This is a genomic window from Acidovorax sp. Root217 (assembly GCF_001428645.1).
GTDB lineage: Bacteria > Pseudomonadota > Gammaproteobacteria > Burkholderiales > Burkholderiaceae_C > Acidovorax.
Genome location: NZ_LMIH01000006.1, coordinates 251,488 through 275,085 on the forward strand (window position 1 = coordinate 251,488; position 23,598 = coordinate 275,085).

20 protein-coding genes are annotated in these 23,598 nt (G+C 61.7%); 11 read left to right on the plus strand and 9 right to left on the minus strand.

Going from position 1 to position 23,598, the window contains the following annotated elements; translation table 11 throughout:
• The coding region (locus ASE31_RS05265) for a DUF2846 domain-containing protein (protein ID WP_082604030.1) at window positions 1-771 on the minus strand (771 nt) is incomplete at its 3' end.
• A 170-nt stretch (window positions 772-941) separates the two neighbouring features.
• Window positions 942-1,841, minus strand: a complete 900-nt coding sequence (locus ASE31_RS05270) for an AraC family transcriptional regulator (protein WP_235514271.1) — start codon at window positions 1,839-1,841, stop codon at window positions 942-944.
• 97 nt (window positions 1,842-1,938) lie between these two features.
• Here ASE31_RS05270 and ASE31_RS05275 point away from each other — a divergent pair, with 97 nt between their 5' ends.
• A complete protein-coding gene (locus ASE31_RS05275) occupies window positions 1,939-2,322 on the plus strand; it encodes a cupin domain-containing protein (protein ID WP_057200482.1) in 384 nt (127 codons plus the stop codon).
• Between the two features lie 102 nt (window positions 2,323-2,424).
• On the plus strand, window positions 2,425-2,916 hold the full coding sequence (locus ASE31_RS05280; protein ID WP_057200483.1) for a hypothetical protein: 492 nt from the start codon (window positions 2,425-2,427) through the stop codon (window positions 2,914-2,916).
• 132 nt (window positions 2,917-3,048) lie between these two features.
• Here ASE31_RS05280 and ASE31_RS05285 read toward each other — a convergent pair whose 3' ends face one another.
• Window positions 3,049-4,182: a suppressor of fused domain protein gene (locus ASE31_RS05285; protein ID WP_057200484.1), complete on the minus strand. Its 1,134-nt coding sequence runs from the start codon at window positions 4,180-4,182 to the stop codon at window positions 3,049-3,051.
• A 986-nt stretch (window positions 4,183-5,168) separates the two neighbouring features.
• Between ASE31_RS05285 and ASE31_RS30845 the strand changes: the two genes are divergently transcribed.
• On the plus strand, window positions 5,169-6,443 hold the full coding sequence (locus ASE31_RS30845; protein ID WP_082604050.1) for a DNA cytosine methyltransferase: 1,275 nt from the start codon (window positions 5,169-5,171) through the stop codon (window positions 6,441-6,443).
• Between the two features lie 31 nt (window positions 6,444-6,474).
• Here ASE31_RS30845 and ASE31_RS30850 read toward each other — a convergent pair whose 3' ends face one another.
• Window positions 6,475-8,619, minus strand: coding sequence for a Z1 domain-containing protein (locus ASE31_RS30850; protein ID WP_082604031.1), 2,145 nt, complete (start codon window positions 8,617-8,619; stop codon window positions 6,475-6,477).
• 542 nt (window positions 8,620-9,161) lie between these two features.
• Between ASE31_RS30850 and ASE31_RS05290 the strand changes: the two genes are divergently transcribed.
• Complete coding sequence (locus ASE31_RS05290; protein WP_235514317.1) at window positions 9,162-10,349, plus strand: IS4 family transposase; 1,188 nt, start codon at window positions 9,162-9,164, stop codon at window positions 10,347-10,349.
• 231 nt (window positions 10,350-10,580) lie between these two features.
• On the opposite strand, the gene ASE31_RS05295 is transcribed toward ASE31_RS05290, so the two are convergent.
• The 5 genes from ASE31_RS05295 to dnaA all read right to left on the minus strand — a co-directional run bounded on the left by ASE31_RS05295 (window position 10,581) and on the right by dnaA (window position 17,158).
• Complete coding sequence (locus ASE31_RS05295; RefSeq protein WP_057200486.1) at window positions 10,581-10,946, minus strand: nucleotide pyrophosphohydrolase; 366 nt, start codon at window positions 10,944-10,946, stop codon at window positions 10,581-10,583.
• A 21-nt stretch (window positions 10,947-10,967) separates the two neighbouring features.
• Complete coding sequence (locus ASE31_RS05300; protein ID WP_057200487.1) at window positions 10,968-11,465, minus strand: hypothetical protein; 498 nt, start codon at window positions 11,463-11,465, stop codon at window positions 10,968-10,970.
• A 144-nt stretch (window positions 11,466-11,609) separates the two neighbouring features.
• On the minus strand, window positions 11,610-14,219 hold the full coding sequence (gene gyrB, locus ASE31_RS05305; protein WP_057200488.1) for a DNA topoisomerase (ATP-hydrolyzing) subunit B: 2,610 nt from the start codon (window positions 14,217-14,219) through the stop codon (window positions 11,610-11,612).
• A gap of 160 nt (window positions 14,220-14,379) precedes the next feature.
• The gene (dnaN, locus tag ASE31_RS05310) at window positions 14,380-15,498 is read right to left on the minus strand and encodes a DNA polymerase III subunit beta (protein WP_007854794.1); all 1,119 of its coding nucleotides are present in this window, start codon (window positions 15,496-15,498) and stop codon (window positions 14,380-14,382) included.
• 172 nt (window positions 15,499-15,670) lie between these two features.
• Entirely contained in the window at window positions 15,671-17,158 is a 1,488-nt protein-coding gene (gene dnaA, locus ASE31_RS05315; protein ID WP_057200489.1) for a chromosomal replication initiator protein DnaA, read from the minus strand.
• Between the two features lie 311 nt (window positions 17,159-17,469).
• Between dnaA and rpmH the strand changes: the two genes are divergently transcribed.
• The 7 genes from rpmH (at window position 17,470) to ASE31_RS05350 (ending at window position 23,440) form a co-directional block, all read left to right on the plus strand.
• Complete coding sequence (gene rpmH, locus ASE31_RS05320) at window positions 17,470-17,604, plus strand: 50S ribosomal protein L34 (protein WP_005798102.1); 135 nt, start codon at window positions 17,470-17,472, stop codon at window positions 17,602-17,604.
• A gap of 72 nt (window positions 17,605-17,676) precedes the next feature.
• Window positions 17,677-18,294 carry a ribonuclease P protein component gene (locus ASE31_RS05325; RefSeq protein ID WP_057200490.1) on the plus strand — a complete coding sequence of 206 codons (618 nt, stop codon included), beginning with the start codon at window positions 17,677-17,679 and terminating at the stop codon, window positions 18,292-18,294.
• A complete protein-coding gene (yidD, locus tag ASE31_RS05330; protein WP_057200491.1) occupies window positions 18,291-18,578 on the plus strand; it encodes a membrane protein insertion efficiency factor YidD in 288 nt (95 codons plus the stop codon). The genes ASE31_RS05325 and yidD overlap by 4 nt, the downstream gene beginning before the upstream one ends.
• The gene (gene yidC / locus ASE31_RS05335; RefSeq protein WP_057200492.1) at window positions 18,575-20,296 is read left to right on the plus strand and encodes a membrane protein insertase YidC; all 1,722 of its coding nucleotides are present in this window, start codon (window positions 18,575-18,577) and stop codon (window positions 20,294-20,296) included. Before yidD ends, yidC begins: the two co-directional genes overlap by 4 nt.
• Window positions 20,297-20,375: 79 nt before the next feature.
• On the plus strand, window positions 20,376-21,800 hold the full coding sequence (mnmE, locus tag ASE31_RS05340; protein ID WP_057200493.1) for a tRNA uridine-5-carboxymethylaminomethyl(34) synthesis GTPase MnmE: 1,425 nt from the start codon (window positions 20,376-20,378) through the stop codon (window positions 21,798-21,800).
• Window positions 21,801-21,892: 92 nt separating this feature from the next.
• Complete coding sequence (locus ASE31_RS05345; RefSeq protein ID WP_057200494.1) at window positions 21,893-22,384, plus strand: Crp/Fnr family transcriptional regulator; 492 nt, start codon at window positions 21,893-21,895, stop codon at window positions 22,382-22,384.
• 114 nt (window positions 22,385-22,498) lie between these two features.
• Window positions 22,499-23,440 carry a hypothetical protein gene (locus ASE31_RS05350; protein ID WP_057200495.1) on the plus strand — a complete coding sequence of 314 codons (942 nt, stop codon included), beginning with the start codon at window positions 22,499-22,501 and terminating at the stop codon, window positions 23,438-23,440.
• Window positions 23,441-23,598 lie beyond the last annotated feature (158 nt).

Sequence of the window (23,598 nt, forward strand, 5' to 3'; positions counted from 1 at the left end):
GCGCGACTCCTTCTGGCTGGTGAGCATAGGCGCTGCGGCGGCAGCCGTTGCTACGGGTGCAGGCTGGGCAGGGCTCACCACGGGCACGGAGGCGGCGGTGGGCACGTTTTGCGCGGCTGGTGCTGGGGCTGCTGCTGGCCTGGCGACGCGGCTCACTGGCTTGGCGTCGGGCACGAAATGCGGCATCGACATCGCGGCGGTTGCCGTGGGTGACGCAGGCGTTGGCCCTGCTGCTGCACGGCGTGCCACCGGTGCGGCTGCCGGCGCCTCCGGCGGGCTGCCAGCTGCCGGGCCGACGCCAAACGCGCTGGGGCGCACCTTGGTGGTCAGCAGCTTGCTGGCGAGCACGCCCTTTTGGCCCTGGGCCTCGTTCACCAGCGACACCTGGGCGCGCGCCGTGCCCGAGCCCATGCTCATCGTGACCTTCTGCCACACGTAGTAGCTCTTGCCCGCCTCGGCTTCGACGGTGACCGTGGATGTGTTGTCGGCCGACGAAACCACGGTGTAGCTTCCCGGCGCCACCTCCAGCTGGTAGTAGGTGCGGGCATTGGTCTTGCCCAGCGACTGGTTGTTGACGCTGACCGTCATCGGGGCGGATGCGCCGGTCATCTCGCTGCGGTAGATGTAGAGCGAAGCCGTCTCGGCCTGGGGCGTGAACTGCTTGGCCTTGAGGTCGGCGTCCGGCTTGGCCCGGGGCGCGGTGCAGCCCACCAGGGCCAGCGCAGCGGTGATCAGAACCAGCGCGCGGAAGTATCTCGTCAGGAAACGCATGATGGATGTTGGATTCGTTGTTGGGTGGTACTGCGCTCCCCACGCAGGCGGGCGAACCCGCCCGCGCACTCTAGCATCGGGTTGCAACTGCTTACAGCGGTGTGCAGCAACTTAGGTGCGGGTACCCATGGGCTGTGCGGTGGGCGCAACACCCCCCTTTTGGCGATTGATCAGCCAGCCTGCATGTGCGATAGCCACCGTCCCGGCGCCATGCCCACCTGGCCCTTGAAGCGCCGCGTGAGGTGGCTTTGGTCGGCAAAGCCGCAGGCCGCCGCCACATCGGCCACCGCGCCGCCCTGCCGCAGGGCGGCCTGGGCCTGGCGAATGCGCACCATGTTCAGGTAGGCGTGCGGCGCCATGCCATAGGTGGCGGTAAACGCACGGGTCAGGTGCGCGCGCGACAGGCCCGCCTGCGTGGCCAGGGCCTGCACTGTTACGTCGTCGGCAAAGTGCGCGTCCAGGTACTCACGCACCAGGGCCATGCGTGCGCGGCCTGCATCCAGGCTGGTGGCCGCCCAGGGCCGGCGCAACTCGCCATGCCGGCACAGCAGCGCCACTATGGCCGCGGCCGTGCGCTCCTCCCCGTGCAGCGACTCCTGCCGCTCGGCTACCGCCGCCACGGCCTGCTGCAGCAGCAGCGCACCCTGCGGGTCGTGCACCAGCGGTGCCTTGAAGTAGCGGGTGGCCATGCTGCTGCGGTTGTGCGCGCCGCCACCGGCTGCGCCACGGTCGCCCATCCACGCATGCACCAGCGCGGCATCCACGTACAGCATGGAATAGCCGAACCCCGCCTCCGTGCCCCGGCTGCCGTCGTGCGGCTCATCGGGGTTGAACAGGATCACATCGCCCGCCAGGCTGGCATGGCGCGCACCCCGGCAGGCAAAGGTCTGCACCCCCGAGCGCGTGACGCCGATCGAATACGTTTCGTGGCTGTGCCGCTCGAACCGGTGCTGCGTGAAATGCGCGTTGAGCAGCGTCACCCCGCCCGACGCCAGCGGCCGCATCTCGGCCCAGTCGCGCTGGCTGGGCGATGAGGAAGAAGAGGAGGAGCTTGGGTCCCCGGCGTGCATGCAACAAATGTACAAGACCGCCCCGCGCCCAGTGGCGAAACTGCACGCAACCCGCCCATCGGTGCGGTATAGCCAAGCCATACAGCCAACTTACCCCATGCCTGACACCACCAACGCCGCCACCGCCGTCCCCGCCATCGACCTGGCCCACAAGCTCAGCCAGTTCACCGGCCACTGGGCCCCACGCACCGTGGCCGAGTTCAACGGCCACGACATCATGGTCGCCAAGATCAAAGGCGAGTACCAGTGGCACAGCCACCCCGACACCGACGACTTCTTCCTGGTGCTGCAAGGCACCGTGGAGATCGACCTGCCCCACGGCGCCATGGTCACCCTGCACCCCGGCCAGCTCTATGTGGTGCCCAAGGGGGTGGAGCACCGCCCGCGCGCCAGTGCCGAGGCGCATATCCTGCTGATCGAATCGACAGGCACGCCCAACAGCGGCGATGCGGCCACGGCCGCGCCGCGCAGGGTGTTGTAGGTAGGCCCTGCCCTCTGGCACGGCATTGGGCCGTTTGCCTACGCCACGCCAGCGCGGGTGCATGGACCATGGAGTTCCACCCGACAACACCAGGAGCACACCATGGCCCGAGACACCATCAACCCAGACCTCAACCCTGATCCCATCACCGGCGCACCCGGTGCCCACCCCGTCGGCACCGGCATCGGCGCTGCGGGCGGTGCGGTTACCGGCGCGGCAGTCGGCTCCGTCGGCGGCCCCATCGGTACCGCCGTGGGGGCAGTTGTCGGCGCAGTGGTCGGCGGCCTGGCCGGCAAGGGTGCCGCAGAAGCCGTCAACCCCACGGCAGAAGACGCCTACTGGCGCGACGCCCATGGCCGGCAGCCTTACTACTCCGACGCCTACACCTATGACGACTACGCGCCTGCCTACCGCCACGGCTACCAGAGCGTGATCGACGGGCGCAGCGACTGGGACGACGCGCGCGGCCACCTGCAGACGCGCTGGGACTCGGACCGCGAGACCAGCCGCCTGAGCTGGAAGGACGCGGAGCCCGCAGCCAAGGCCGCGTGGGAGCGGGCTGACCGCATTTGGAAGCAGACCAAGCAAGAATAAGTACGGCTTTGCGTTCGACCGCCTGACGTCGTTGGGGCGCCTTGCCGTGCTACAGCACTGTCGGCGGCTCCCCCGCCTAGTCGTGCGGTCGAATGCAAACCCTATGGACCGCGCTTGCTTAGCTGCGGCTGATCATCCGATTACTTCAACGACCTTCCCGGTCGAATCCGTGATGGTCGTCTTCTGCACCAGCCACTTCACCTCGGGCAGCAGCGGCAGCACATAGCTGCCCTCACGCGGCTGGACCGTCTGCGCAAACTGCTGCACCGTGGCGTCGGTTAGGCGCAGCACCACAGCACCCTCCCCCTCGCCCGGCCACTCCACCGCGTTCTGGCCATCGGCACCCGCAGGCTCCAGCAGCAACTGCCATTCGTGCCCCGCCACGCGCAGCGTGCGGCCAAACGGCAGGCGCAGCGGCAGCAGGGCCACCAGCTCCTCCACCTGGCGGGCACCCAGGGTCACCTGCGTCAGCGGCTTGCGCAGCAGCCGCTTAGTCTGTTTGAGGCCCAGCACATCGGTAAACAGATACCCGCTCGACGACCCATCCCGCCGCGCGCCTTCGTCCACCTGCTGCTTTACCGCCGGGTTGGCCAGCAGCGATGCGCGGCCCAGATCGGTCACCCACAGCGGCATGTGCGGGGCCAGCACATCGAGCAGGTTGCGCGTGCGCCACTGCTTGGCCGCGCACTCTTCGTCCAGCGTCAAGCCCACCACCTGCAAAAATGCGACTGAGCCATTGGGTGTGGCCAGCGGCTCCGCCAGTTCCGGGTCGGTCACAAAGCCCATGGAGCAGATCTGCGTGGCCTGCGCCAGCGCAATGGGGCCGTTGGCGGTCATCCAATCCCCATCGCGAAACACATTGCCGCTCTGGAACACATAGCGCGCCAGGTTCTGCAAAAAGCTCAGCGCCCACGTTGGGGGCTCGGCATCCGCATCGGTGGCCTCTGCGGCAGAGCCCGGCGCTATCGCCAGCCGAAAGGTCAGCTCAAACCCGTAGCCACTCACCGCCGGGTCGCCCGACTCCTTGGCATACAGCTCGCTGAACCCATAGGTGACAAAGTGCCAGTGCGGCACCGGGTCCATGCGCCGCCACGCGCTGATGCCGTCCAGCGGGTCGGGCCCGCCCGGCATGCGCGAGATCAGGGTGCCGAAGTGCTTGGGCTCCTGGCCGGGGTAGAGTTGGCCCAGGCGGGCGGAGATGGCGTCCCAGCCGGGGGAGGATGCATCGATATCGTCGTCGGTGTCGTTGGTGGTCGTAGTCGGCATGGCTTGGGCGATGCGGGGCCGTATTGCGGATTAGCGGGAGCCTGCATTGTGAGTGAATGTATGCTGCGGCTTTGCCGCAATGTCTACGGCGGGCTCAGCCCGCATTGCGCTTACTGCCAATTGGATGTCAAAAGCCAGCCCCAAGTCGGCTGGCATCCGCAGGGGTGCCGAGCCCAAACTGGACCGCGCCTACACAGGTTTCATGCAAGCCAGCCTGCACACGTCACCGTGCGCGAGGACGTGCCCCAAGATCTGCAGACAGAGTGGTTCTAGAAGCATTCGCCTACATCAAAGACACCGGCCTGGGTTACGAGACCCGTCTACCAGTTCGACGGCGACCAACCAAGTTCCCCGGTGCAACTGGTGATGATCCTGCGCGTCAATGACTATCACCCAGGCTCGTCGGTCAAGGACGGCGACCCCAGCTTGCTGCAGTCATCCGACGGCGGCGTCCTGGGCTGTTACACCCAGGCATCAACCACTGCTGCGATCCCGAGGTCGTATAGATCGTCCTGCCCGAGCACGGTGGCGCGCAGGTCGGCATCTGGCGGCCCCGGTTCAGGCGCGTCGCCCAATGTGGGAACGTGGATCGAGATAAAGGATGAGCGATAGGGCGAGCCTTGGCGTTGACTGAAAGTCCAGGTAAAGGGTGCAAATAGGTCTTGACGAGATCACAACTTAAAAGCAGGAGTAGAAAAAGCTAATGAATTTTGGTTATGCGTATTGGTGGCTCTAATACGGATGGGGATTGCTGGCCCACGACAAATAGTGCTATCCAGTAGACTTGGCTATCAGTCTTTGACATATCATAATCTCTTCTGTATGCACTGCTAACCGGGGCGATACGGAGTTGGGACCAATCTGTTGAAAGGGTAAACTCTTAATAAGTGCTATTTGTGCACTACTGGGTGTATCTAGTAAAACTTTTCGTTTGCAAATGACGCCAACAAAAGAAATCTTGCTTTGTTGTGAAAATGTGATTAAATATGGGTATGAGAGTTGAGCCATCAAGAAATTCTGAACCTAAATTGCTGCCTAGAAATAGGCTCGGCCTAATTGAGGTTTTTGCGGGAATTGGATCTGTTGCAAGAGGCTTTAGCGAGAATGGTGTATACGAAACATTACTTCTAAATGATATAGATCCGCATGCCAAGGCTGTATATTTGTCTCATGCAGGGCCTGATGCTAAGTATGTCGATATGGATATACGGCAATTGCGATATGGGGCTATTTCCAAGCATGTTGATGGAAACAATGTCATAGGTCTTTTGGGATGCCCTCCGTGTCAAGGATTTAGTGAGGCTGGACCTCGGCAGGAAAGTGATCCACGCAATCGCCTAGTGAATAGCTATTTCCGATTGATAGATCAAATGCAACCAAATTTCTTTGTGATGGAAAATGTAGAGCGATTGCTTCAATACAAGGCTTTTCAAAAAAAGCTGCAGTCTGCTCGTGCTCAATATAACGTATGGACAGGGGTTTTAAATTCTGCTTTGTACGGTGTTCCGCAAACTCGAACCCGAGCAATTGTTATTGGTTATCACCGCGACACAGGGGTTATCCCAACTTTGCCATTGCCAACTCATCTGGGCTGTGTGCCAGTATTTGACTATGGATCTCAGAAGTTCGTTGATCCTTCAACAAAGGAAGGAATAATATCTTTAGGATTGTTGGGGGATGTTAGGGTCGATTGGTCAAATGAGCTTCCAGCATATTTGTTGAGTCATGGAAAGAAATTAAATAAGTTGGTGACTCTTCAGGACGCGCTAGGAGATCTGCCTGAGGCAGTTGAAGGGGGTGAGCCTCAATCATATAAGAATGAAGGCAGCGCATATGCCAAAATCCTTAGAAAAGGGGCTTCACATGCTTTCGATCATGAGCCCTGGAATCACAGGCCAGAAACTATTCGGCGTTTGAAAGACATTCCTGAAGGTGGAGTTCTTTTGGGCGACGGAGTACGTGGTCGGTCAAGAAGGTATTTTTCGCAAGCGTATTCTAAACTACATCGCGATGGAATTTCTAGGACTATTACTACGAATTTTCATAACCCTGGTAGTGGCAGATTTCTTCACTATGACAAGGTAAGAACGTTAACGCTCAGGGAGGCGGCTAGATTGCAAGGAATTCCGGATTCGGTGAGATTTAATATTGTTAAAACTGATGCTGAACGACTGATTGGAAATGCATTTCCTCAACCTCTTGCAAGGGTCATATCAGACCATATAAGTAAGCAGTTGGGACATGCTGGTGCGATTGAATAATATTGGGGGCTTATAAGCCCCCAATATTATATTATTTGGGATTTGAAAATACGCAGGGTTCGCTATTAACTGGAGCGGCTAATACAGGCCACCAAAAGTTACTTTTGCTTGCCCAGCCCAACTGCTTTCCACCCTTTTGGCGCAGCATTATCAAAGCAGGGAGTACACGATTTTCATCCGTCAGTGCTTTTCGAATCGAAAGGCCACCCACTATAGATTGACCGGTCTTTCTTCCAGATTCAATTTTACCTAATTCGCGACCAGTTTCTACGATGAGATAGACAATTTGACTGTCCGATGTTTTTGCATAGTATTTCAGCAAGCCCTCCATAGCATCCCAAGAAAAGGCAGAGCCAGGTGGTATCTTGATAGCTGACTTGGTTAGGTTGATAAATTCGAGGGCTTCATCTAATGAAACTTCGTGCATTTCTACAGACTTACTAACCAGAGATTCTAGTCTGGAATTGAGTTTTTGAAGTGCCGAGTTGGATTTCGTTGACTCGGTAGTGTCGAAGTTATTTGGAAGATAATACCCCGCAGGTTTAACTGTTGCCACTTTGCTTAGAGATATTTTATTAGGGGCGCAAGGAATTATTCCCTTTGATGCATCGTTTTCTATAAAAACAACGCCAGCATCGTGCCCACCTTTTTCAAACGCTTCTCTCAACGCAGTCTCTAAATCATCGATCTGCCTCAAGCGTTGAAATACGGTGATTGATGTATAAAATCGAGTCACCGCAAGGTCATCGCGATGCCTATTCCCATACATTCGAGAGTGTTGCAGCACGGTATCAGCTTGCATTCGCTTTGGGTCACGTCCGTAATAGAATGCAATTAAATATGGAACGGTGATTCCCCTATCTAGGAGACTGCCACCAATAAAAATATTTGCCTGCGCTCTTAGCTTCAGTTCTGCGGTAGCAGGATCTAGCAGAGGGGCCACCTGCACATCGGAGTTGACCATTTGCACATTGACTTCTTCGCTGGATATCAGTTTCTTAATTTCGCTATATGCCAGAGATTTCCCGGGCATCTTGGTTTTTTTATGGGCTTTGACAGAGGCTTCCAAATCCGAGTAGGCAATATCAAAGAGATCCTTGAAACGTTGATCGTCATTGATTGCACCTGCTTCAAATGCTACTCGAATACGTTCAACGGTCGTCCACTGAAATCCGTGCGCTGACTTTTGCGTATCATTGTGGATGATCATCGCAAATTTTCCAAGTCTTTGTTGTCCCGCTTCATTCTGTTGAATTCTTCGTACAACAACTCCCAGGATAAATGTCATTACTGCCTGACGTAGCACGGAGATAGTCTTCGATGTCCATACCCGGTCTATCCTAATTGATCTTCCATCCTCTGACCTTAGTACCTCTTGTTCCTCGGATGGTACCTCGACAAATAAATAGTGACGAGGATCATTTTCATCGAAATCGCCGAAGTAGTCATCACCTCCCACATAGCCACTATGTATGGGGAGCAACTCCGTGAACGCTGGCCTTTTAGGCATGAAAACAAAGGATCCAGTATTCTTGTCAGAGTAGTCTTCTGGCTGAAGGTAAAGTGCATATGGCGTTGCTGTAACCTGTAAAAAGGAGGTTTTCTTTACAAAACGCCGCAAGTCATCAAGCTGTTGAGCAACTGATCCCTGTTTAACCTCTTCAGTATTTTTCTTCTTTATAAACCTAACGCCAGCCATGTCTGCCTCATCATCGACGAGCAGAACTTTTTTGCTTTTGAGATCTGGATAGTTGTTGCTTTTAAAAAGATCGATAACCCGCTTGAGGTTGTTAACTTCCTTTTTGGCGATGATTATTAGCTTCCTAGACCGCTCTGATTTTGTCAGTCGTTCAGGCATGGACATGATATCAAAGACAGCAACTTTGTCATCTTCGATGAAGATTTTAAAATCATTGCTAATTCTACTTACGGTCTGCGTCGCAAGTGTCTTTGTACCCTTTGTAACTACGATTGCTATATCAAAACCGTTGTCAAAAGCCTTGGCTATTACCCCAAGAAAACCTCTTGTCTTTCCCGATTGAATTTTTCCCAAAAGCATTCCTGGCTTGTTTTGAGATGTCCCATGAGCTTCAAGTTGTGATACCACATTGTTGACGCACTCTTGAAGCTTTGCATCATGGGAAAAGCTTTCATAAAATTTTGCCGATGTTTGCATACTGTGAAATGATAAAAGGGAAAAATCTTGAATGACTCGATCCAAGGCCAACTGTTTTATACATCAAGTGAGAAGCAAAAAGTTACACCTACGATTTGTCATGATTGTCAAAAATAACTTGCATTTTCTTGGAACCCTGAGCTCATGAAGTTGCTCAAGTGGCGTTGAAATAATCTGTCAAAGGAGTCCGTTAGATCATGTTCTAACCACGGTCAGCACTTCGGCAAAGAGGTTCCAACGAGAACATGAATGGCCTGGTGCGCCAGTACCTGCCAAGGGAAAAGACTGAGCATCTACAGCCAAGAGTAGCTCGATGCGATAGCCGATGAGATCAAAGACCAATCCACCGAACTTAAGCTAAAATACTCACTGTAACCCAATGATTTGATTGGGTTTTCTTGCAAATCTTCACTTGACAATGAACACCCCCATGGCAAGAAAACTCAGGGTTAACCCTTGGCATTGATGGCACTGCACTTGCGCACCTGCTCAGCGAGCTGAGCCAGCACATCCACAGCGATGCCTTTGCCCAAGCCGCACGGCTGGCGCAGCACCCCAATGCCTTCACGCGCAGCCGCAAACTGCCCTTGCCGCATCTCATCGGGGCCTTGCTGTGTCAGCGCGGCTCTTCCCAGCAAGTCATGCTGGACGGCTTCTTTGGCAGCCTGGGCTCTGACGGTGATGGGCTTGGGCTCGGGTATGTGCGCGGCGTCTCTGATCGCGCCTTTGCCAAGGCCCGCAGCCACCTCGATTGGAATGCCCTGCATGGGCTCAATGCGCGCTTGCTTGCGGGCGCGCAGGCCTGGGTGCCACGCTGGCGGGGGCGGCGCGTGGTGGCTGGTGACGCCAGTGTGTTGATGCCTGCCTTGCGCGCCTGCCATCGGCTGCGGGTGGCCAGTGCGGACCAGCGCCTGTTTGCCTTGTACCGGCCTGGCGCTGAGCTGTGCGTGCACGCCCGGGTGCATGGCGCGCAGGTGCCTGAGCGGCAGATGTTGTTCGAGGCTTTGGAGCAGTTGGAGCCTTTGGATGTGCTGGTGCTGGACCGGGGCTATCCCGCCAGTTGGCTGGTGGCCCATCTGCAGGAGCGGGGTATAGGCTTTTGCATGCGCTGCGACAAGGCCAATGGCTGGAGCGCCATGCAGGCGTTCTTGCAAAGCCACCAGGCTGAGGCCGTGGTGCAACTGAGAGCGCCCAGTGCGCAGGATGCCAAGGACTACGAGTGCTCAGGTGCACCACCCTGGGTGCGGCTGGTGCGCTGTGTATCCAGCACCGGGCAGGTGCGGGTGATGGCAACCAACCTGCCCGCGCAGGACTTCCCGGCATCGGTGTTTGGGCACTTGTACCACCAGCGCTGGCGCATTGAAGAGGCGTTCAAGAGGCTCAAGCAGCGCCTCAAGCTCGAATGCATCTCTGGGCTGACGCAGCAGGCACTGCTGGTGGATGTGGCGGCCAAGGTACTGGCGGACAACCTGGCAGCACTGGTGTGCATGGCAGCGCAGACCGCCCAGCAGTTGCAGCCCGATGAGCGGGTGTGCAACCGCGCATACGCAGCGCACGTGATGCAGCGTTGGCTGGCGCGCGCGCTGCTGGCCATTCAGGACATACAGGGCTCGATTGCAGATGCGATTGCGTTGCTGGGCAAGAATCTGGTGCGCCGGGTGGCGGGCCGATCTCAGCCCAGACCCAGGCGCCATGTGAAGCCGCATCCGAACATGGCTTACAAGGGGTAGATTGGCTTAAGTTCGGTGGATTGGATCAAAGACCGCCCAAGAAAAGGGCTGGGGATACGATCACCCCCTGGCTGTGTACCGCGAGCTGCTGATCAACAACCCGTAGCACTCCACTCTTGTTCATTGAAATCCAGGGTGCTGCGCTTCGCTTTTTTATCCGCCCCGCCTGCCCTCGCCGCATGGCTGCAGACGTTGCGGGCAGAGGTATTGTGGTGCACGAGAGGTCAGCGACTACAGCTCGTCGAATTTGCGACGGCTCCCCCGCGCTTGATCCGCAGGGTACTTCTGCCCATTGATCCCCACCTTGGCATTCGCAGCCTCGATCAGATCCACATCCAGCGCCGTAGCCATCTGCACCAGGTACAACAGCACATCCGCCATCTCATGCGCAACCGCCTGCTTCTTGTCCGCAGGCAGATTCCGGCTCTGCTCCTCGGTCAGCCACTGAAAGTGCTCCAGCAGCTCGCCGGCCTCCACGATCAAAGCGGAGGCCAGGTTCTTGGGCGAATGGAACTGGCCCCAGTCGCGCTGCTGCGCAAACTCCTGCAGGCGCAGGGCCAGTTGCTGGAGCGATGCGGGGTCTTGGGATTGGGGCATTCCGAGTTGTCTCCCTCCGCGTCAACGGCAGTTCTCCGCCACGCCGCGCTGTGCCGCAGCCATCTCCGATTGCCGTTTGCTGTCGTCCAGGTACTGCTTCTCGCCCTTGTTGTCGTACTGGAACACGGGGCGCTGGGCCTTGAGCGCGCCCAGGTTGCTGCGCGCGGAATTGCACCGCGATGAGCGGTTGAGGGCCTCGGCCTGCTGGCGCGCCTGTTGAGCCGCCTGGGCGTCGGCGGTTTGCGTGCTGGTGCCCGTGCCGGCCCCGGTGCTGCCTGCGTAAGGCGAGCGCTGCCGTGCAGGCGAGGCACTGGGCGGAAGGGGGTCGCTGGAGGGCGGCGTGACCTTGATGTGGACGCTGCCCCCAGTGCCGCCGCTCATGTGGCAGGGCTGGTCCTGGAAGGCGGTTTTGCCGTCAGGCTGGGTGCATTTGTAGGTTTGCGCCCAGGCGGGCGATGCGGCGGCGGTCAATGCCAGTGCGGCAACAGCGGCAGCGATGGTGGTGAGTGGCTTTGGCATGGTGGCGAGTCGAATGATGGGTGTCAGGGTCGAGGCAGGTCTATTACAGCACCAGACGTAAGAACGCCCGGCATGGGCCGGGCGTTTTCAGTGCAAGCGGTGCTTGATGGATGGGTGTTGATCGGATAGCTAACTATCCAAATATCAAACGTCGATGTTGCCAGCGCGCAGCGCGTTGGTTTCGATGAAGTCGCGGCGCGGCTCCACCTCGTCGCCCATGAGCATGGTGAACACGCGGTCGGCCTCGATGGCGTCGTCGATCTGCACGCGCAGCAGGCGGCGCACGTTGGGGTCCATCGTTGTTTCCCACAGCTGCTCAGGGTTCATCTCGCCCAGGCCCTTGTAGCGCTGGCGGCTGGTGCTGCGCTCGGCTTCGCTGATCAGCCACTTCATGGCCTGGCGGAAGTCGCCCACTTTTTCTTCCTTGCGCTTTTCGCCTTCGCCGCGCAGGGCCTTGGCGCCTTCGCCCAGCAGGCCGCGGAAGGTGTTGGCGGCCAGTGCCAGGGCGCCATAGTCGGCGCCGTGCACAAAGTCTTGCGTGATCACGCTGCTCTTGATGTTGCCGTGGTGGCGGCGGCTGATGCGCAGCACGTGCTTGTCGGTGCGTTCGTCGAACTCGCTGGCCACTTCGGCCGGGGCGCCGGTGGTGTTCAGCTCGCGCAGCTTGGCTTGCAGGGCCACGGCGCTGGCTTCGGATTCGGCGGCGGCGTCCAGGTTCAGGGCCACGCCGTCGGCAATGGCGCGCAGGGCCTCGGGGTCCATGAAGTTGCTCAGGCGCGCAATCACGCTCTCGGCCACCTGGTGCTTGGTGGCCAGGTCGGTCAGGGTGTCGCCGCTCAGCGTTTGCGGGTTGTCGCCGCCGGTGCTCACGCTGGCGTGGTTCAGCGCAATGCGCAGCAAGAAGCCGTCGAGCGCGGGCGCGTCCTTCAGGTACAGCTCTTCCTTGCCGGCCTTTACCTTGTACAGCGGTGGCTGGGCAATGTAGATGTGGCCGCGTTCCACCAGCTCGGGCATCTGGCGGTAGAAGAAGGTGAGCAGCAGGGTGCGGATGTGGGCGCCGTCAACGTCGGCGTCGGTCATGATGATGATGCGGTGGTAGCGCAGCTTGGCCACGTCGAAGTCATCGCCACCGGTGGTGCCGCCGGCCTTGCCGATGCCGGTGCCCAGGGCGGTGATCAGCGTCAAAATTTCGTTGCTGGTCAGCAGCTTTTCGTAGCGGGCCTTTTCCACGTTCAGGATCTTGCCGCGCAGCGGCAAGATCGCCTGGAACTTGCGGTCGCGCCCTTGCTTGGCAGATCCACCGGCGGAGTCACCCTCGACGATGTAGATTTCGCACAGCGAGGGGTCTTTTTCCTGGCAGTCGGCCAGCTTGCCGGGCAGGCCCATGCCGTCGAGCACGCCCTTGCGGCGCGTCATTTCGCGGGCCTTACGGGCGGCTTCGCGGGCGCGGGCGGCCTCCACGATCTTGCCGCAGATGATCTTGGCGTCGGCCGGGCGCTCCTGCAGGTAGTCGGTGAGCAGCTTGCCCACGATGTCTTCCACGGGGGCGCGCACTTCGCTGGACACCAGCTTGTCCTTGGTCTGGCTGCTGAACTTGGGCTCGGGCACCTTCACGCTCAGCACGCAGCACAGGCCTTCGCGCATGTCGTCGCCGGTGACTTCGACCTTGGCCTTCTTGGCGAACTCGTGCTCTTCGATGTACTTGTTGATGACGCGGGTCATCGCGGCGCGCAGGCCGGTCAGGTGGGTGCCGCCATCACGCTGGGGGATGTTGTTGGTGAAGCACAGCACCTGCTCGCTGTAGGCGCTGTTCCACTGCATGGCCACTTCCACGCCGATGTGCGTGCCGGGGATGCCGCCGTACGTCTCGGCCGGGCGCTCGCCTGCGGCGTAGAACGAATTGGGGTGCAGTACCGTCTTGCCCTTGTTGATGAACTCGACAAAGCCGCGCACGCCGCCGGCGCCGGAGAAGTCGTCTTCCTTGCCGGTGCGCTCGTCCTTCAAGCGGATGCGCACGCCGTTGTTCAAGAACGAGAGTTCGCGCAGGCGCTTGGCCAGGATCTCGTAGTGGTAGTCGTTGTTCTCTTTGAAGATCTCGGTGTCGGGCAAAAAGTGCACTTCGGTGCCGCGCTTTTCGGTATCGCCCGTCACCCGCATGGGCGACACTTCGATGCCGTCGACCTTGTCGAGCAGGCGGTCTTGCACAAAGCCGCGCGAAAACTCGATCTGGTGCACCTTGCCTTCGCGGCGCACGGTCAGGCGCAGCCATATGCTCAGCGCGTTCACGCAGCTCACGCCCACGCCGTGCAGGCCGCCCGATACCTTGTAGCTGTTCTGGTTGAACTTGCCGCCTGCGTGCAGCTCGGTCAGCGCGATCTCGGCGGCGCTGCGCTTGGGCTCGTGCTTGTCGTCCATCTTCACCCCGGTGGGGATGCCGCGGCCGTTGTCGGTGACGCTGATGGAGTTGTCGGAGTGGATGGTGACGACGATGTCGTCACAATGGCCAGCCAGGGCCTCGTCGATGGAGTTGTCGACCACCTCGAACACCAGGTGGTGCAGGCCGGTGCCGTCGGACGTATCGCCGATGTACATGCCGGGGCGCTTGCGCACGGCCTCCAGGCCTTCGAGGATGGTGATGGAGCCTTCGCCGTAGCTTTCGCTGGCGCCGGCCTGGTTGGTGTCGATCTTGTGCGGAACGGGCTCACCAGTGCCGGTAGGTTCTTCTTGCTCGGGCAGGTTGTTGTCAGCGGTCATGGTGGGCCTTGGGATCCGGGGAAGCCGGGGTCGGCTTCCAATGTGTCTGTCGAAAAAGGTTCAAATAGGGCTCTGATCCCCATCATATGGGGGCGAGCAGCTATCAAATCAATAGCTCATGCGGAGTGCCCGGCGCGCAAGGCGGGGGCACGGCGCAGGGCTAGATGCGCATCGGCATCACCACGTACTTGAAGCTTTCGTTGTCGGGGATGGTCAGCAGCGCAGAGCTGTTGCCGTCCGAGAGCTCCACCTTCACCATGTCCTGGCCCATGTTGGCCAGGGCGTCGATCAGGTAGGTCACGTTGAAGCCGATCTCGATGGTGTCGCCACCGTAGTCGATGTCGAGCTCGTCCACGGCCTCTTCCTGCTCGGCGTTGTTGGACGCCACGCGCAGGGTGCCGGGCTCCAGATTCAGGCGCACACCCTTGAACTTGTCGCTGGTCATGATGGCCGTGCGCTGCAGGCTGGCCAGCAGCGGGGCACGGCCCAGGGTGATGCTGTTCTTGTGGTTCTTGGGGATGACGCGGTTGTAGTCGGGGAACTTGCCTTCGACCAGCTTGGTCACGAACTCCATGCCGCCAAAGGTGAACTTGGCCTGGTTGTTGGCGAACTGCATCTCGATGTGGGGCTGGTTCTCGCCACCGGCGTCGGACAGCAGGCGCTGCAGTTCGATCACGGTCTTGCGCGGCAGGATGACTTCTTGCTTGGGCACTTCCACATCGAGCGTGGCGCTGGCAAAGGCCAGGCGGTGGCCGTCGGTGGCCACCAGGCTCAGCTGCTTGCCCTCGGCCACGAACAGAATGCCGTTGAGGTAGTAGCGGATGTCCTGCACCGCCATGGCAAACGACACCTGGCCCAGCAGGTCCTTCAGGGTTTTTTGCGGCACGGCGAACACGGGGCCGAAGGCGGCCGACTCCTGCACCAGCGGGAAGTCCTCGGCCGGCAGGCTTTGCAGGGTGAAGCGGCTCTTGCCACCCTTGAGGATCAGCTTGGACTGGGCGGATTCGAGGCTCACCGTCTGGTCGCTGGGCATGGTGCGCAGGATGTCGATGAGCTTGCGCGCACCCACGGTGGTGGTGAAGTCGCCCGTGTCGCCACCCAGCTCTGCGGTGGTGCGGATCTGGATCTCGAGGTCGCTGGTCGTCAGCTGCAGCGCGTTGCCGGTCTTGCGGATCAGCACGTTGGCCAAAATGGGCAAGGTGTGGCGACGCTCCACGATGCCAGCCACCGATTGCAGAACCGCGAGTACCTTGTCTTGTGTTGCCTTCAGGACGATCATGTCATCAACCCCTTGCTTGTGGATCTTTTTTGGAACGGTGCGGGCAGCGGCACGGGTTGTGCCCCCCTGCTGCCCATAAACCCCCCATTTTGCCTTGTAAGGACGTGTTTTCTGCGTCGGTGTAGCGCCGAACAGGTTCTTACAAAAACGGGCTGGTCGTATTGCACGGTCATCAGCCCTTGAGGGTCTGTTCCAGCACGTGCAACTGCTGGTTCAGCTCGGTGAGCTGCTGGCGCTCGCCCGAAATCTTGCGCACGGCGTGCAGCACGGTGGTGTGGTCGCGGCCGCCGAACAGCTCGCCGATCTCGGGCAGGCTCTTTTGCGTCAGCTCCTTGGCCAGGTACATGGCAATCTGGCGCGGGCGGGCAATGCTGGCCGGGCGCTTCTTGCTGTACATGTCCGCCACCTTGATCTTGTAGTAGTCGGCAACGGTCTTCTGGATGTTTTCCACAGAGATCTGGCGGTTCTGGATGGACAGCAGATCGCGCAGTGCCTCGCGGGCCAGCTGGATGGAGATTTCCTTCTGGTTGAAGCGCGAGTACGCCAGGATCTTGCGCAGCGCGCCTTCGAGCTCGCGCACGTTGGAACGCACGTTCTTGGCCACGAAGAAGGCGACTTCCTCGGGCATCTCGGTGCCTTCCACGCGCGCCTTGTTGATCAAAATGGCCACGCGCATCTCGAGCTCGGGCGGCTCGATGGCCACGGTGAGGCCCGAGTCGAAGCGCGAAACCAGCCGCTCGTGGATGTTGGCCAGGCCCTTGGGGTAGGTGTCGCTGGTCATCACGATGTGGCTCTTCTTGGCCAGCAGGGCTTCGAAGGCGTTGAAGAATTCTTCCTGCGTGCGGTCTTTGTTGGCAAAGAACTGCACGTCGTCGATGAGCAGCAGGTCCAGCGAGTGGTAGCGCTCCTTGAATTCGTCGAAGGTGCGGCGCTGGTAGGCCTTGACCACATCCGACACGAATTGCTCGGCGTGGATGTAGAGAATTTTGGCGTCGGGCTTGTCGGCCAGCAGGCGGTTGCCCACAGCATGCACCAGGTGGGTCTTGCCCAGGCCGACGCCGCCATAGATGAACAGCGGGTTGTACAGGTGGCCGGGCATGCCCGCCACGTGCATGGCGGCCGAGCGCGCCATGCGGTTGGCCGTGCCCTCCACCAGGGTTTCGAACGTCAGGCCGGCGTTCAGGCGGTTGCGGAAGGCTCCGGCCGATTCGTCGGAGGTACTGCTGCCGCTGTTGCTACTGTTGCCATTGCCGGAGCTGTTGTTGTTGCCATGGCTGCCCTGCCCCTGGCCCTGCTGGTCATTGTGGGAAACCGGGGTCTGCGTGCCCGCTGCGTTGGGCCGCACATAAGTACGGGTAACGGCTTCACGCTGAGCGAGCGCTAACTCCAGCGTAACGGGCTGGCCGTACAGGTCTTCGAGCAGCAGCGAGATGCGCTTGCCGTACTGCGCGCGGATCCAGTCGAGCTTGAAGCGGTTGGCGACGAACAGCGTCACCTTGGAGAAGTCTTCAGTCACCTGCGCCACCAGGGGCTTGATCCAGGTGTTGAACTGCTGCTCGGGCAGGTCTTGCGCCAGTTGTTCGATACAGGCCTGCCACAGGCCCTGGCCGGCGTCTGCCCCGGGGTTGGATGCGGAGCTGCTGGAGGGTTCCTCGGTCATTTATAGGCGGATTCTTGTTGTGGATAGGAGGAACGGAGCTTGGCCTCGCATTGTAGCTTGTCAAGGAGTTATCCACAATTTGGAAAGGCCCCCTGACAGAGGGGATCAGGGCCTTGGGGAGGCGGGCCGAAAGTACATTTTGAACCCCTGATTCGGGCACGCCACAGGGTCTTCCCGCAGAGGGGCATTGCCAGCACCACAGAAGCCTGCGATAATTTTGGGTTTCCCTGAATGTGTTCAGGGTGATTTGACCCGGCGTGCCGCTATTTCTGCGCAACAGTCCGGAACTGAACCTCAAGGAATAGAGCACCATGAAACGTACTTACCAACCCTCCAAGACCCGCCGCGCGCGCACCCACGGCTTCCTCGTTCGCATGAAGACCCGCGGTGGCCGTGCCGTTATCAACGCACGCCGCGCCAAGGGCCGCAAGCGCCTGGCCGTCTAAGGCCGGCCAGGTCTGGGTCTGCACTTCGCTGCACCCCGGTTTGCACCGTCAGGTACCAAACGGGGCGTTTGCATGCAACGGCTGAAAACCCGTCCGCAGTTCCAGGCCGCCATGGCGGGGGGCACCGTTTCCCGTACCGCCCATTTTGCGCTGCACCGCCTGGTGTTGGGCGCCGACGGCACTGCCACGACTGGCGGTGCCGATGTCGCGTCTGGCGATACCAGGGCGGCATCGGTGACTCCGGTTACTGATGCGCCAGCAGCGAAAGCCGCAAAGACGGAACCCCCTTCAGGGCCCGGCGCTTCGCCGCAGGCCCTGTTTGCCGTTCCCGACGTGTGGCTGGGCGCCATGGTGCCCAAGCGCTGGGCGCGCCGCGCGGTCACGCGCAACGCCATCAAGCGGCAGATCTATACCGTGGGCGCCACCTTCGAGGAGCGCCTGCCCCAGGCCGCGCACGTGGTGCGCCTGCGCAGCACGTTCGACCGCAAGCAGTTCATCAGCGCCACGTCCGACCAGCTCAAAGAGGCGGTGCGGGCCGAGCTGTTGCAGCTGTTCGGCTACGCCGCCAAGCGTTCGGGCCCTGGCCAGAACAAGGGCCAGGGCACCGGTGGCGAGGCTGGCAAAGCCAGCGGCGCTAGCAGAACCGACAAAAGCCCCAGCGTGCCACGGGTGTCGGTGACTGCGCCATGATGCGTGCGCTGCTCATCGGGATGGTCAAGGGCTACCGCCTGTTTCTGAGCCCCTGGCTGGGCTCGGCCTGCCGCTTCGAGCCGACCTGCTCCGTCTACTCGCTGCAGGCGCTGGAGCAGTATGGCGCGGCGGCCGGCAGTTATCTCACGGTGCGCAGGCTGGTACGCTGCCACCCCTGGTGTGACGGGGGCCATGACCCGGTCCCGCAGGAATTGCCGCGCAGCATGCGGTTGTTCTCGCGGCTTCAACCTTCCACATCATCTTCACCAAAGAAGTCTTCATGAACGACATTCGCCGCACCATACTGTGGGTGATTTTTGGCTTTTCCATGGTTCTGCTGTGGGACAAGTGGCAGTTGCACAACGGCAACAAGGCCACCTTCTTCCCCACCGCAGCCCCCGTGGTCGCGCCTGCACCTGCGGGCACCGCCTCTGCCGCTTCGGCAGGGGCTGCGAGCGTGCCTGCCACCACCAATGCGTCGGCGCCCGCCACCGCATCGGCCCAGGGCGCATCGGCCGTGCCCGGCCAGCCCGCTCCCACGGCAGCACCCGCTGCCCGTGAGCGCGTGCAGGTGACGACCGACGTCTACCGCCTGACCTTCGACAGCGAGGGCGGCTCGCTGACCCACGCCGAGCTGCTCAAGCACGCCGACATCGGCGATAAGAGCGGCAAGAACTTCCTGCTGCTCGACGAAAGCGCGAACCGCGTGTACGTGGCGCAGACCGGCCTGATCGGCGGCAACTTCCCCACGCACAAGACGCTGATGACGGCCGTGGCCGGCCCGCGCGAGCTGACGGACGGGCAGGACGAGCTGACCATCCGCTTCGAGTCGCCCGAGCAGGGCGGCGTGAAGCTGGTCAAGACCTGGACGGTGAAGCGCGGCGCCTACGACATCGCCGTGAAGCATGAAGTGGTGAACACCGGCACGGCCCCCGTGTCGCCCGAGCTGTACCTGCAGCTGGTGCGCGACGGCAACAAGCCGCCAGGCGAGTCGTCGTTCTATTCCACCTTCACCGGCCCTGCGGTCTACACCGAGGCCAAGAAGTACCAGAAGGTCGAGTTCAAGGACATCGAGGCCGGCAAGGTCGACATCCAGAAGGATGCGACCAACGGCTACGCCGCCATGGTGCAGCATTACTTCGCCACCGCCTGGCTGCTGGCCGACGGGGTGCAGCGCAACCTGTTCATGCGCAAGGTGGACACCAACCTGTACTCGGTGGGCATGATCACCCAGTTGGGCGCCATTGCCCCCGGCGCCAGCAAGACGCTGGACGCACGCCTGTTCGCCGGCCCCCAGGTCGAGAAGACGCTGGAAGCCCTGAGCCCTGGCCTGGAGCTGGTGAAGGACTATGGCTGGCTGACCATTCTGTCGAAGCCGCTGTACTGGCTGCTGGACCAGCTGCACAAGATCCTGGGCAACTGGGGCTGGGCCATCGTGGCGCTGGTGCTGCTGCTGAAGATCGCCTTCTACTGGCTCAACGCCAAGGCCTATTCGAGCATGGCCAAGATGAAGTCGATCAACCCCAAGATCATGGAGATGCGCGAGCGCCTGAAGGACAAGCCGCAGCAGATGCAGCAGGAGATGATGCGCATCTACCGCGAGGAGAAGGTCAACCCCATGGGCGGTTGCTTCCCCATCATGATCCAGATCCCCGTGTTCATCGCGCTGTACTGGGTGCTGCTGTCGAGCGTGGAAATGCGCAATGCACCGTGGATTCTCTGGATCCGCGACCTCTCGGCACCGGACCCGTTCTTCATCCTGCCCCTGCTGATGACGGCCAGCTCGCTGCTGCAGACGGCCCTGAACCCCGCGCCACCCGATCCGCTGCAGGCCAAGATGATGTGGTTCATGCCGCTGATCTTCAGCGTGATGTTCTTCTTCTTCCCGGCGGGCCTGGTGCTGTACTGGCTGACGAACAACATTCTGTCCATCGCGCAGCAGTGGCTCATCAACACCCGCATGGGCGTGCCACCGCAGTTCAACCTGCCCAAGTTCAAGTGATCACCACTGCCTGATCGCTGAGCAACCCGAAAGGCCGCGCAAGCGGCCTTTTTCAATCCCTACCGCTAAAGTCACCCCCATGCTTGCCCGCCACGCCGACCCCATCGTTGCCATCGCCACTGCCCCGGGGCGCGGCGCCGTGGGCATCGTGCGCGTGTCCGGCAAGGGCGTCGCCCCGCTGGTGCAGGCCCTGTGCGGACGCGACCTGCGCCCGCGCGAGGCGCACTACCTGCCGTTTCGCGATGCCGACGGCCAGGCCATCGACCAGGGGCTGGCGCTGTACTTCCCCGCGCCGCATTCCTATACCGGCGAAGACGTGCTGGAGCTGCAGGCCCATGGCGGCCCGGTGGTACTGCAGCTGCTCGTGGCGCGCTGCCTGGAGGCGGCGGCCGCGGTGCAGGCCGAGGGGGGCGCGGCGGTGCTGGCCGGCCTCCGCGTGGCCGAGCCGGGTGAATTCACCGAGCGCGCCTTCCTCAACGACAAGATCGACCTGGCCCAGGCCGAGGCGATTGCCGATTTGATCGACGCCTCGACCTCGGCCGCGGCGCGCAGTGCGAGCCGCTCGCTCACGGGCGCCTTCTCGAACGAGATCCACGCGCTGCGCGACGCGCTGATTCACCTGCGCATGCTGGTGGAGGCGACGCTGGATTTTCCGGAAGAGGACATCGACTTCTTGAAACAGGCCGACGCCCAGGGCCAGCTCGACCGCCTGCAGCAGACCCTGGCCCGCGTGCGCCAGCGCGCGCAGCAGGGCGCGCTGCTGCGCGAGGGCATCAAGGTGGTGATCGCCGGCCAGCCTAATGCGGGCAAGAGCTCGCTGCTCAACGCGCTGGCGGGGGCGGAGCTGGCCATCGTCACCCCGATTGCCGGCACCACGCGTGACAAGGTCCAGCAGACCATCCAGATCGAGGGGGTGCCGCTGCACGTGATCGACACCGCCGGCCTGCGCGACAGCGAGGACGAGGTGGAGCGCATCGGCATCGCCCGCGCCTGGGACGAGATCGCCGGGGCCGATGCGGTGCTGTTCCTGCACGACCTGTCGCGCGCCGACACGGCGGACTACGCGGCCAGCGATGCGGCGATTGCCAGGGACATGGCCGGGCGGCTGCCCGCTTCGGTGCCGGTGATCGACGTGTGGAACAAGACCGACTGCGTGGACGCGGCCACGGTGGCCCGGCTGCAGGGCGAGGGCCGCTCGGTACGGCTGTCGGCGCGCACGGGAGCGGGCCTGGAAGAATTGCGCCGCACGCTGCTGGAAGTGGCGGGCTGGCAGTCGGCACCCGAGGGCGTGTACATTGCCCGCGCCCGCCACGTGCAGGCGCTGCAGGCAGTGGCCGCCCACCTGGACGAAGCGCATGCGCAGTTACAGGCGAAAGCCCCCGCGCTGGACATCCTGGCCGAGGAACTGCGTCTGGCCCAGAACGCACTGGGCGCCATTACCGGCGAGTTCACGTCCGATGACCTGCTGGGCGTGATTTTTTCGAGCTTTTGCATCGGCAAGTAGCGGGGTGCGGTGTGCGGGGCACCTTCTTTTGTTGTAAACGGACGTAAACAGCGCTTGTGCGCAACCTGTAACAAGGTTACTTTAAGGTGACCATGAATGTCCTTTCCCCCGCTGCCACCAAAGCCGATCTGCAGGGCCTGATCGATGCCATCGCCCAGGCCAGCGCAGACGACAGCATGACCAACCCGCTGACGCCCGCGCAGTGGGATGTCGTCGCCTCTTACCTGCTGCCCTGCATCATCCCCATGGGCCACGTGCTGTTCACCCAGGGCACGACCGACCGCACCCTGTACTTCGTGGAGAGCGGCAGCCTGAGCGTGCACTTCCAGGACGAAAAAGAGCGCCTGCGCCTGGCCATCGTGGGCCCCGGTTCGGTGCTGGGCGAAGGCGCCTTCTTTTCGCACCGGGCCCGCAGCGCCACGGTGCAGGCCAGCGGGCCGTGCAAGCTTTGGAGCCTGACGGCCATCCGCTTCACCGAGCTGACCAACCGGCAGCCTGCGATTGCGTTGGGCCTGGCCATGGCGGCAGGGTCGGTACTGGCCAAGCGCCTGGGCAATCGCCGCCGTCGCGTTGCGGCGACCTGACACCCCTGTCGGCCGGCAGCCCTTTCGGGACCGGTGGCATCGTTGGGGGCGCAGGGCTCGCGGTACACTCGAATCGCACAACCCACTGCAGGCGCACCCCGAGGAAAGCAAGCCATGTCACTGTTCAGCTGGTTCAGCCGCAAACCGGCACCGACCAAGCCCCGGCCCAATGCGGCATCGGAGACTTCGGGTCTGCTCAACGCCGACGCCACTGTGCCTTTGGCCGCAGGCCGCCAGGGCAAGCCCATGCTCGACCCCTTGCCGCCCGAGCATGCCGCCAACCGCAAGAACGAGCGCATGGAGCGGCGCGAGCTGCTGTACACGGTGGTGCGCGATGCCATGGTGCGTGCCGGCGTGCTTTCGGCCAGCTACAAGTTCAAGGTGCTTTCGCTGGACCAGCGCGGCCGCCAGTTCCTGGTGATGATGGACCTGGCGCGCGAGTACGGCGGCGAGACCGTGCGCCTGTCCGAGATCGAGGCGCTGATCGCCCAGACCGCCAAGACGCGCTACGACATCCTGGTGACCGCCGTGTACTGGCGCATCAATGACCATGTGGCGGTGGGCATTCCACAAAAGGGCATTGCCCCGCTGGGTGCGGCCCTGCCTCTGGGTACGCAGCAGGCCCCTGCTGCTGCCGTGCGGCGCCCGCTGCCGCCGGTATCGGCCCCCGCCCCGCTGACCGCCACGCCTGCAGCTCCCCTCTCGCGCCCGGCGCCCTTGCGGCCCGCAGCCCCCGTGGCAACAGCCCCGGCCCCGCTGACGGGAACGATCGCACCGCGCCCCCCCGCGCCGGTGGACTACGAAGCCACGCGCCCCGTGCCGCGCTTCGAGCCCATCGAGGCCGACGAAGTGGCCGCCTTCAAGCGCGCCCTGGCCGATGCCGCTGGTACCAACCCTGCGCCCGTCGTTCCGGCACGCCCCGGCGGCGCCCCGGTGCGTTCGGGCCCCATCCGCCCCCGGCCGCCCAATGCGACGGGCTTCGAGGACACGGAAATGCCCGGCGCCGAAGAGCGCGGCCCGGACCTGAGCAGCACGCAGTACGGTGAATTGCGCTGAGGACCTTCCGCGCAGCGGAAAAACAAAGGCGGCCTTCGAGGCCGCCTTTTTCATTTCTGCTATCCGGGACGCCGCGCATGAAACCGGCGCGGCCCAAGCCAGTGCCCCCGCGCAAGGGCCGCCCCGCCGCGCTGGGGGCGTCCCCCTCCCGACTCGCG

Coding starts and splice junctions, on each gene's coding strand:
- ASE31_RS05300 (WP_057200487.1), bottom strand. CDS start 11,465: ATGCCAAAGCCACTCACCACCATCGCTGCCGCTGTTGCCGCACTGGCA.
- dnaA (WP_057200489.1), bottom strand. CDS start 17,158: ATGACCGAGGAACCCTCCAGCAGCTCCGCATCCAACCCCGGGGCAGAC.
- ASE31_RS05270 (WP_235514271.1), bottom strand. CDS start 1,841: ATGCACGCCGGGGACCCAAGCTCCTCCTCTTCTTCCTCATCGCCCAGC.
- gyrB (WP_057200488.1), bottom strand. CDS start 14,219: ATGACCGCTGACAACAACCTGCCCGAGCAAGAAGAACCTACCGGCACT.
- mnmE (WP_057200493.1), top strand. CDS start 20,376: ATGCTTGCCCGCCACGCCGACCCCATCGTTGCCATCGCCACTGCCCCG.
- ASE31_RS05325 (WP_057200490.1), top strand. CDS start 17,677: ATGCAACGGCTGAAAACCCGTCCGCAGTTCCAGGCCGCCATGGCGGGG.
- dnaN (WP_007854794.1), bottom strand. CDS start 15,498: ATGATCGTCCTGAAGGCAACACAAGACAAGGTACTCGCGGTTCTGCAA.
- yidC (WP_057200492.1), top strand. CDS start 18,575: ATGAACGACATTCGCCGCACCATACTGTGGGTGATTTTTGGCTTTTCC.
- ASE31_RS05345 (WP_057200494.1), top strand. CDS start 21,893: ATGAATGTCCTTTCCCCCGCTGCCACCAAAGCCGATCTGCAGGGCCTG.
- yidD (WP_057200491.1), top strand. CDS start 18,291: ATGATGCGTGCGCTGCTCATCGGGATGGTCAAGGGCTACCGCCTGTTT.
- ASE31_RS05285 (WP_057200484.1), bottom strand. CDS start 4,182: ATGCCGACTACGACCACCAACGACACCGACGACGATATCGATGCATCC.
- ASE31_RS05280 (WP_057200483.1), top strand. CDS start 2,425: ATGGCCCGAGACACCATCAACCCAGACCTCAACCCTGATCCCATCACC.
- ASE31_RS05350 (WP_057200495.1), top strand. CDS start 22,499: ATGTCACTGTTCAGCTGGTTCAGCCGCAAACCGGCACCGACCAAGCCC.
- ASE31_RS05295 (WP_057200486.1), bottom strand. CDS start 10,946: ATGCCCCAATCCCAAGACCCCGCATCGCTCCAGCAACTGGCCCTGCGC.
- ASE31_RS30850 (WP_082604031.1), bottom strand. CDS start 8,619: ATGCAAACATCGGCAAAATTTTATGAAAGCTTTTCCCATGATGCAAAG.
- ASE31_RS05275 (WP_057200482.1), top strand. CDS start 1,939: ATGCCTGACACCACCAACGCCGCCACCGCCGTCCCCGCCATCGACCTG.
- ASE31_RS30845 (WP_082604050.1), top strand. CDS start 5,169: ATGGGTATGAGAGTTGAGCCATCAAGAAATTCTGAACCTAAATTGCTG.
- rpmH (WP_005798102.1), top strand. CDS start 17,470: ATGAAACGTACTTACCAACCCTCCAAGACCCGCCGCGCGCGCACCCAC.